This is a genomic window from Flavobacterium sp. NRK F7 (assembly GCF_024054195.1).
Lineage (GTDB): Bacteria > Bacteroidota > Bacteroidia > Flavobacteriales > Flavobacteriaceae > Flavobacterium.
In genome coordinates this window covers 902,845-911,026 of the sequence record NZ_JAMXLB010000001.1, presented here as the reverse complement: position 1 = coordinate 911,026, position 8,182 = coordinate 902,845, and the positions used below count along the sequence as shown (strand labels likewise).

General features: G+C 29.7%; 10 protein-coding genes. 7 read left to right on the top strand and 3 right to left on the bottom strand.

Features of this window, described 5'->3' with window-relative positions; genetic code table 11:
• Positions 1 to 193 precede the first annotated feature (193 nt).
• The 3 genes from NHF47_RS03845 to NHF47_RS03835 are packed head-to-tail and all read left to right on the top strand — an operon-like array spanning position 194 to position 2,998.
• Positions 194 to 601 (top strand): hypothetical protein, encoded by a 408-nt coding sequence (locus tag NHF47_RS03845; RefSeq protein WP_252763696.1) that lies wholly within the window; start codon positions 194 to 196, stop codon positions 599 to 601.
• Positions 602 to 617: 16 nt separating this feature from the next.
• On the top strand, positions 618 to 1,160 hold the full coding sequence (locus tag NHF47_RS03840) for an RNA polymerase sigma factor (RefSeq protein ID WP_252763695.1): 543 nt from the start codon (positions 618 to 620) through the stop codon (positions 1,158 to 1,160).
• Entirely contained in the window at positions 1,157 to 2,998 is a 1,842-nt protein-coding gene (locus NHF47_RS03835; RefSeq protein ID WP_252763694.1) for a porin family protein, read from the top strand. Before NHF47_RS03840 ends, NHF47_RS03835 begins: the two co-directional genes overlap by 4 nt.
• A 122-nt stretch (positions 2,999 to 3,120) precedes the next feature.
• On the opposite strand, the gene NHF47_RS03830 is transcribed toward NHF47_RS03835, so the two are convergent.
• Both NHF47_RS03830 and NHF47_RS03825 read right to left on the bottom strand, forming a co-directional pair.
• Positions 3,121 to 3,465 (bottom strand): toxin-antitoxin system YwqK family antitoxin, encoded by a 345-nt coding sequence (locus NHF47_RS03830; protein ID WP_252763693.1) that lies wholly within the window; start codon positions 3,463 to 3,465, stop codon positions 3,121 to 3,123.
• Between the two features lie 151 nt (positions 3,466 to 3,616).
• Complete coding sequence (locus tag NHF47_RS03825; protein ID WP_252763692.1) at positions 3,617 to 4,624, bottom strand: TlpA disulfide reductase family protein; 1,008 nt, start codon at positions 4,622 to 4,624, stop codon at positions 3,617 to 3,619.
• A gap of 94 nt (positions 4,625 to 4,718) precedes the next feature.
• On the opposite strand from NHF47_RS03825, the gene aspS reads away from it, so the two are divergent.
• The 4 genes from aspS to NHF47_RS03805 all read left to right on the top strand — a co-directional run bounded on the left by aspS (position 4,719) and on the right by NHF47_RS03805 (position 7,636).
• Positions 4,719 to 6,464, top strand: coding sequence for an aspartate--tRNA ligase (gene aspS, locus NHF47_RS03820; RefSeq protein ID WP_252763691.1), 1,746 nt, complete (start codon positions 4,719 to 4,721; stop codon positions 6,462 to 6,464).
• A 6-nt stretch (positions 6,465 to 6,470) separates the two neighbouring features.
• Positions 6,471 to 7,121 carry a porin family protein gene (locus NHF47_RS03815; protein WP_252763690.1) on the top strand — a complete coding sequence of 217 codons (651 nt, stop codon included), beginning with the start codon at positions 6,471 to 6,473 and terminating at the stop codon, positions 7,119 to 7,121.
• Positions 7,122 to 7,130: 9 nt separating this feature from the next.
• A complete protein-coding gene (locus NHF47_RS03810) occupies positions 7,131 to 7,364 on the top strand; it encodes a hypothetical protein (RefSeq protein ID WP_252763689.1) in 234 nt (77 codons plus the stop codon).
• 74 nt (positions 7,365 to 7,438) lie between these two features.
• Complete coding sequence (locus NHF47_RS03805; RefSeq protein WP_140998596.1) at positions 7,439 to 7,636, top strand: cold-shock protein; 198 nt, start codon at positions 7,439 to 7,441, stop codon at positions 7,634 to 7,636.
• 59 nt (positions 7,637 to 7,695) lie between these two features.
• On the opposite strand, the gene NHF47_RS03800 is transcribed toward NHF47_RS03805, so the two are convergent.
• Positions 7,696 to 8,178, bottom strand: a complete 483-nt coding sequence (locus NHF47_RS03800; protein WP_252763688.1) for a hypothetical protein — start codon at positions 8,176 to 8,178, stop codon at positions 7,696 to 7,698.
• Positions 8,179 to 8,182 lie beyond the last annotated feature (4 nt).

Genomic DNA, 8,182 nt, shown 5'->3' with positions numbered 1-8,182 from the left:
TTTTTTTTTTTAAACCACGCAACCCTTTTTACTTCTAGGCATCTTTTATTTAAAAACAGAGAACATAAAAAATCTTATTATAATAGTTTAATTTTATAGCAATTTAAAAGCAATTCAATTAAACCTTGTAAAGATTAAAAGAAATAACATTTAAAATATTAGATAGGTTACTCCTAAAATTAAAATTTACATTATGAAGAGAGTACTTTTTTTACTAAGTATGTTTTTAGTATTAAACTCATGCAGTATTAATGATGATGCAGAAAAATATCATTTTGAACTATCAGCAGTTGAAGAAGCTATTTTACCTGACAGTTTTGAACTCGATGGCACTTATGAAATTACATTGAAATATTATCGCCCTAGTGCATGTCATGTTTATGATGGATTATACTATGACAAATATTTAAACACAAGAACCATTGCGATTCGAAACGTGGTATTTGAAAGAAATAATTGCGTTCCTTTTGAGAACGAACTTACAGAAGTTACCTTTAATTTTCATGTCACAAACAACGGTTCTTATATTTTTAAATTTTGGAAAGGTACCGACACAAATGGAGAAGACATATTTGAAGAAATAGAAGTTCCTGTTATTTGATAAAACCTAATTAATTTTGATAATTGACCAACTCATAAATGATTGCAAAAAAGGAAATACTAAGGCTTTTGAGCAGATATACCGACTATTGAGTCCAAAAGTATTTGCTGTTTGCCTTAAGTATTCGAGAAATTATGAGGAAGCACAAGATAATTTACAGGAAGGATTTCTTTTGATATATGAAAAAATAAATCAATTCCATTTTAAAGGATCTTTTGAAGGTTGGGCGAAAAGAGTTGTAATTAATTATATCCTTCAACAATATAGAAACCAAGGTATATTTGAAATAATTTCAGAAAACTTACCTGATGATTCAGAAATTGAAGTTGATGAGGAGAATGTATCTCTTGAATTTTTAACCAAAATTATCCAAGAGTTGCCTGATAGATATCGGCTAGTATTTAATCTTTATGTAATGGATGGTTATTCCCATAAAGAAATAGCAGAAATGCTTGAGATTAACATTGGTACTTCTAAATCAAATTTAGCAAGAGCCAAAGCAATTTTAAAAAACAAGATTGAAGAAAATGCAAATACTTCAATTCCGAAAACAAAATGAAAGAAAACAAAAACATAGAACGCTTATTTCAAGAAAAGTTTAAAGACTTTGAAGCCAATCCACCGGAAGATGCTTGGGATGTAATTGCTTCTAGAATTGAAAAGAAAAACAACAAACGAAGAGTTATTCCATTTTGGTTCAAAGCCACTGGAATAGCAGCTTGTTTATTTATTGGTATTTTCTTATTGCTTCCTTCTAAAACTGACCAAAATAATTTTATTCCTTCTGATGAAAGAATTGTTCTAGAAAATAAAAAGGAAAACAACACAGATCAAAACAACTCAAATCAAAAAAATAGTAACAAAAACAGTATTAATAACAATGGCATTAAAAAAATCAATTCGGATGTTGTAGTTACTAAAGAAAATAATAATTTTAATTCAAAAGAAAAAAACTCCTCTTTAAACAACAATTTAAACGAGAATCACATTCACAATAAATCCAATTCAAACAATACTATTACTAAAAATAATGCAATTGTAACGGTAACAAATAAGGAAACCAATTCAATTCGAATTGGAAACAAAGAAAAAAACATACTAGACACTCAAAATACTTTGATTACAAATCATAAAGTAAGCACAAATGAAAATAAGGTGTTAGCCAACAACTCTAATACACCTGAACAACGCATTGAAAGTAGCGCTAATTTAGAAGTAACATCAAACGAAAAAGCTACTGATTTTCTAATCGATAAGAATATCACTAGCAGTGATAAAGAATCTTTTGCTATATCTGAGGAAAAGTCAAATAAAAATGGTAACAATTTAAATAAAAATTCGCTAGAAAATATTTCAGATGAAACTGAAAACCACGTTGTAGAAAATCAAAACTCTAAAAACTCAAATTTAGCGAAGGATAAAACCTCAAAAGATAGAGTTGTTGTTTCAACTCTATCCAATCAAGAAACAAAAATCAAGACACAAAACACAACTGATTCTACTACAGAAATTCAAAAAAATGGAATTTTAAAAAAATCATTAGTTATTACCAATGAGATCAGTAAAGATAGTACTACAACAAATACTGAAGCTTTGGCAGAAGTAAATGTTTTAGAACAATTGCTAAAAGAAAAGGAAGCGGGAGAGAATGCTGTTGAAAAAGAAAAAGAGAAAAGAGATAAATGGGTGGTTAGCAGTAACGCTGCGCCCGTTTATTTCAATTCTATTTCGAATGGTTCACCCATTGATGAACAATTTAGCAATAATGAAAAAAGTTATGCCACAAGTTTAAGTTATGGTGTAGGCTTGCAATATAACCTTACCAACAAAATTAGTATTCGCTCAGGTATTAACGCAATTAATATAAATTACAACACCAATAACGTTTACTATTCCAGCACTTTACGTCAAATTAATGCAACTTCATTAAATATTAATCAAAACGCCAATGCTGAAAATTTAGTTTTGAGAAATGCCCCATCTCCAGCAGATGCCAATATTTTATCAGCTGATGTTGAAAATATGTCCGAAGCAACTTTAGCAAGTTTAAACCAAGAGATGGGATATATAGAAATTCCATTAGAAATGACCTACAAAATTCTAGATAAAAAAATTGGGATAGAAGTAATTGGTGGAATGAGTACGTTGGTGTTGAATAAAAACAACATCTCCTTAGTATCAAATGGTTCAGAAATGGTTATTGGTGAAGCCAATAACTTAAATAACATACACTTTAGTAGTAATGTCGGTTTGGGTTTTAACTACAATTTTTTGAAATCTTTTCAATTCAATATTCAACCTGTATTTAAATACCAAATCAACACTTTCAATTCTAATTCAGGAAACTTTAAACCTTATATAGTAGGTTTATATTCTGGAATTAGCTTTAGCTTTTAGCTTTATTGGTTAAGCTTAAATTTTAGTTAGGTGTTTCATTCCTTACTTTTTAAAAAAAGGATGAAACTGAAAAAGTCCCAATAAATTGGGACTTTTTTGATATTGGGTTAGTTATTATAAATTTAATTTCTAACTAAAGCTTCTTTTGACCATTTTTTAACTTCTGCTATTCTGCTATTTGCAAAATCTACTTCGTTTAAAGCTGAATCATTCCAAAAAAACCATTTCCCAGTTTTATTACCATTTTCATATTCTCCCATCGCCTGTTTCGTTCCGTCTTGATTATAAGAAACCCATTTTCCATGAAGTTTCCCATCTAAATAAAAGCCTTCTTGTTTAACCTGACCATTGTCATAAAAATAAGTTGCTTTCACCATTTGATCCACTACTTCATACTTTGGTTTAACTTCTTGAGCTGACATCATTCCTGAAACCAATAAAACTGCTGCAATTACTATCTTTTTCATATCTTTAAAATTAATAGGTTAACGATTCTATAACAAATATAAAAAATATTTTACATAAAACAAACTTTTACTTAACAATTTCGTAACATTGAAAAAATAAACAAAAAAACCAACGATTGATCGTTGGCTTAAAATACTATTTTTTTAAATTCTATTTGTTAAAAAACTCTTTTAACGTACTATCTAAAGTAGCTGAAGAAGGTCTTGGTGCATCAGCAAAAACAACTTTCCCATCTGGACCAATTAAAATAAATCTTGGAATAGCATTAATTCCATAAGCTTTAATAAAATCAGAATTCCAGTTATTATCAGCAAATAATTGAACTCCTCCTAATTCTTTTTCCGCAACAAATTTTTTCCATTTTTCATGGTCTTTCTGAGTATCAACAGAAATACTTACAAAGACAATATTATCGTTATGGTATTTTTCTTCAATTTTTTTCAAATAAGGAATCTCTGCTCTACATGGTGCACACCATGTAGCCCAAACATCAATGTAAACATATTTCCCTTTGAAATCTTCTAACTTAGTCATTCCCCCTTTGTGGTTCTCAAAATTAAATGAAGGACTGTCAACACCATTCATTTTTTCAGCCATTTTCTTTTGAGTATAAAATTGATTTAACATCATAGATTCTTGCTGAATCATAGCCGTTAACATTTGTGATAAAGACGTGTCTACTCCAGCTTGCTCTAAAGCCGCTAAATCATCTGTCTTCTTTTTGTTTAAACCTGCTTGAAAAGCAGTTTCATCTTCAGTAAATAGAACATCTAAATCTTTTTCAAAAGCTTCATCCGATAATGCTTTTTTTGCCAAATAGTTGTTTTCAACTGCTCCTTTCCCTTCATATTTAATAGACTCATCAAAACTTTTAGCATCCATTGTAAGCTTTAAATCATATCCATTTTTCAAAAACAACATAGTTGTTTCAGAACCATCAAATAATTGAAATAATCCATCTGAAGGAATTTCAAAAGCATCTTTAAATTGACCTCTTTTATTAAGACGTAATGTTTTCTTAAAGTTTTTTCCAGATGCTAGAACAATAGAATCTGAATTGCGATTTACGATTTTACCTTCAAAAGAAACCATTTTAGAAGCATCCTGAGCATGTATCGATAAAACAGCAAATAATAATAAAATTACCAATTTTTTCATAAGAGTTAAATTGAATTAAAAATAATCTTCAAATCTAATAAATTTACTCGATAAAATTAATATTTGTTATTACTTTTGCATAAATTTTAATAAAATGTATAGAAGTCATACTTGTGGAGAACTTACTGCTTCACATATAAATACAGAAGTAACATTAGCTGGTTGGGTACAAAAAACACGGGATAAAGGTTTTATGATTTGGGTTGATCTTAGAGATCGATATGGATTAACTCAATTAATATTTGATGAAAAAAGAACCAATACTGTTGTTTTTGAAAAAGCAAAAACTTTAGGTAGAGAATTTGTCATTCAAGTAAAAGGGACTGTTATTGAAAGGGAATCAAAAAACCCTAACATGCCAACTGGTGCAATTGAAATTTTAGTTTCCGAATTAAATATCTTAAACGAAGCCATACTTCCTCCATTTACTATTGAAGACGAAACTGATGGTGGTGAAGACATACGAATGAAATATCGTTATTTAGATATTCGTAGAAATCCTGTAAAAAATAATTTATTATTTCGCCATAAAGTGAGTATGGAAGTTCGAAAATACCTTTCTGATAAAGGTTTTTGCGATATTGAAACCCCTTACTTGATTAAATCTACTCCAGAAGGAGCAAGAGATTTTGTAGTACCAAGTAGAATGAATGAAGGTCAATTTTATGCTTTACCGCAATCGCCTCAAACATTCAAGCAATTATTGATGGTAGGCGGTATGGATAAGTATTTCCAAATTGTAAAATGTTTTAGAGATGAAGATTTAAGAGCTGACCGTCAACCAGAATTTACGCAAATAGACTGCGAAATGGCTTTTGTAGAGCAAGAAGATATTTTAGACATGTTTGAAGGTTTAACCCGTCATTTATTAAAAGAAATAAAAGGCATTGAAGTAGATAAATTCCCTAGAATTACCTACGATTATGCTATGAAAACGTATGGAAATGACAAGCCAGATATTCGTTTTGAGATGAAATTTGGAGAGTTAAATGCTGTGGCACAACATAAAGATTTTGGGGTATTCAATTCTGCGGAATTAGTAGTAGGTATTGCAGCTCCTGGTTGTGCTTCTTATACTAGAAAAGAAATTGATGCTTTAATTGAATGGGTGAAAAGACCTCAAATTGGAGCTTCAGGAATGGTATATGTAAAATGTGAAGAAGATGGTTCCTTCAAATCTTCTGTAGATAAATTTTATGATCAGGAAGATTTGAAAAAATGGGCAGAAGCAACTCAAGCTAAAGCAGGAGATTTAATTTTAGTTTTATCAGGTAATGCTGACAAAACGAGAACCCAACTTTCCGCTCTAAGAATGGAAGTAGCGACTCGTTTAGGATTAAGAAAATCAGATGAATTTGCTCCATTATGGGTAGTTGATTTTCCTTTATTAGAATGGGATGAGGAAAGTGGTCGTTATCATGCGATGCACCATCCGTTTACTTCACCAAAACCAGAAGACATTGCATTAATTGAAACAAACCCTGGAAAAGTAAGAGCGAATGCTTATGATATGGTTTTAAATGGAAATGAGATAGGCGGTGGTTCTATCCGTATCCATGATAGAGCATTACAATCTAGAATGTTTGACTTACTAGGATTTAGCAAAGAAGAAGCACAAGCGCAATTTGGGTTCTTGATGAATGCTTTTGAGTTTGGAGCTCCTCCACATGGTGGTTTGGCTTTTGGATTGGACCGATTAGTATCTATTTTAGGTGGTCAAGAAACGATTCGTGATTTTATTGCTTTCCCAAAAAACAACTCGGGTAGAGATGTCATGATTGATGCACCATCAAAAATTGACGATAAACAATTAGAGGAATTACATATTAAATTGAAATAATTATCCATGAAAAAAACAATCTTACTTGTTTTCTTTTTAGCAAATTTATTGACACAAGCTCAAAATAAAATTATTTTAAGTGTTTCTTCAGGGCTTACATTTTCTAATATTAGGGGAAATGATTTTGCAGAAGAAAACAAGTATGATTTTAATTATGTTGGTGGTATTGGGATTGAAAAACCTATTAATAATAAAATTTCTATTTTTACAGGTTTAAATTATGATAATAAGAGTTTTAAAAATGAAATCTATTATGATTACTTTAATAATTATGACCCATTCATTTATCCAAACAAAGTTAAAGTACAACTAACTTTACAATATTTAACCATGCCTATTTTGTTTCGTTATTATTTTGATAATGAAAGCCATTTTTATATTAATTCTGGACCTTATTTAGGTGTTTTTCTAAATACAACTGCTCGTGTTGATGGCGACAAAGTAAATGAAGACAGTAATGAAATCTTTAAAAAGGTAGACTTCGGTTGGTCACTAGGAATTGGTAAAAAATTTAAAATAAATGAGAAAAACAAACTTAGTGTTGAATTGAGAGATAATTTAGGCTTACAAAACATAAGTGACGTTCCTGTTCAAGGCAATGGAACTGTAAAAACAAATTCTTTCAATCTCATTTTAGGTTATGAATTTAATCTGTAAGCAACAACAATGAAATATATTTTAATCATTTTACTTGTCCTTTTTTTTAGTTTTTTAGGCTATGGTTCTTATTTGAATTCTGAAGTTGCTAAATCAGGTGATAAATGGATTGGTATTGGTGTATTAATAATTGCTTTTGGAATAATGCCTCTTTTTATTCTTCACCGATATAAAAAAAGTAAATTAAAAGAATTCTTAAATTCTCAGCTCGATAAAAACAGAGAAAAGTCTGAAAATCAATAATTTTTCGATTAATATCGTGTTTGTTTCATAAATAAGTATATCTTTGGATATTATTAATTATTTTATATTACAACATGCGAACAGGCACAGTTAAATTCTTCAATGAAGAAAAAGGTTACGGTTTCATCACTGATGAAGAAACTGGAAAAGACATTTTCGTACACGCTAGTGGAATGAGAGTTGAATCATTAACTCAAGGAGAAAGAGTGAATTACGAAGAAGAAGAAGGAAGAAAAGGTAAAGTAGCTGCTCAGGTAGTAGTTATCGAATAATACATAATTATTTTTTGATTACCTAGAAAGTGTAAAGTCCTGCAATTGCAGGACTTTTTTTATAACCATTTTTTTTCTTTACCAGTTGCATCTAAAATGTCAATATCTAAAGCTAACTTAAAATGATCTGCTACTTCAAATGCTTTTTTAATATCATTTGTTTTGTAAAAAGTAATATGTTTATTCCTATTATAAAATAAATTAACTAAAATAATATCATATTTTTGAGTGGTTTCAGCGGTAACTACTCTTACCGTTTGGCTTTCTTTTGTTTTAAAAACAGACACATATTCAAAATTTGGAATACTTTCCCAACGTCCCATTTTAAATCCAAACAAGGAATTAAATGTTCTAAAAGTTTTTGCAGGCAAATTAATCTCAGAACCTTCAGCAACATTCAAACCCAATCCAATTACAATGAAAATTAAAGCCATAAAACTTCCGGTTATTAAAAACATAGTAATTCCTAAAAGGACAAGTACTATTCCAAAAAAACGCTTTACAAAAGGAATTTCTTTTTTATAACTAATTATTGCATCCATATTT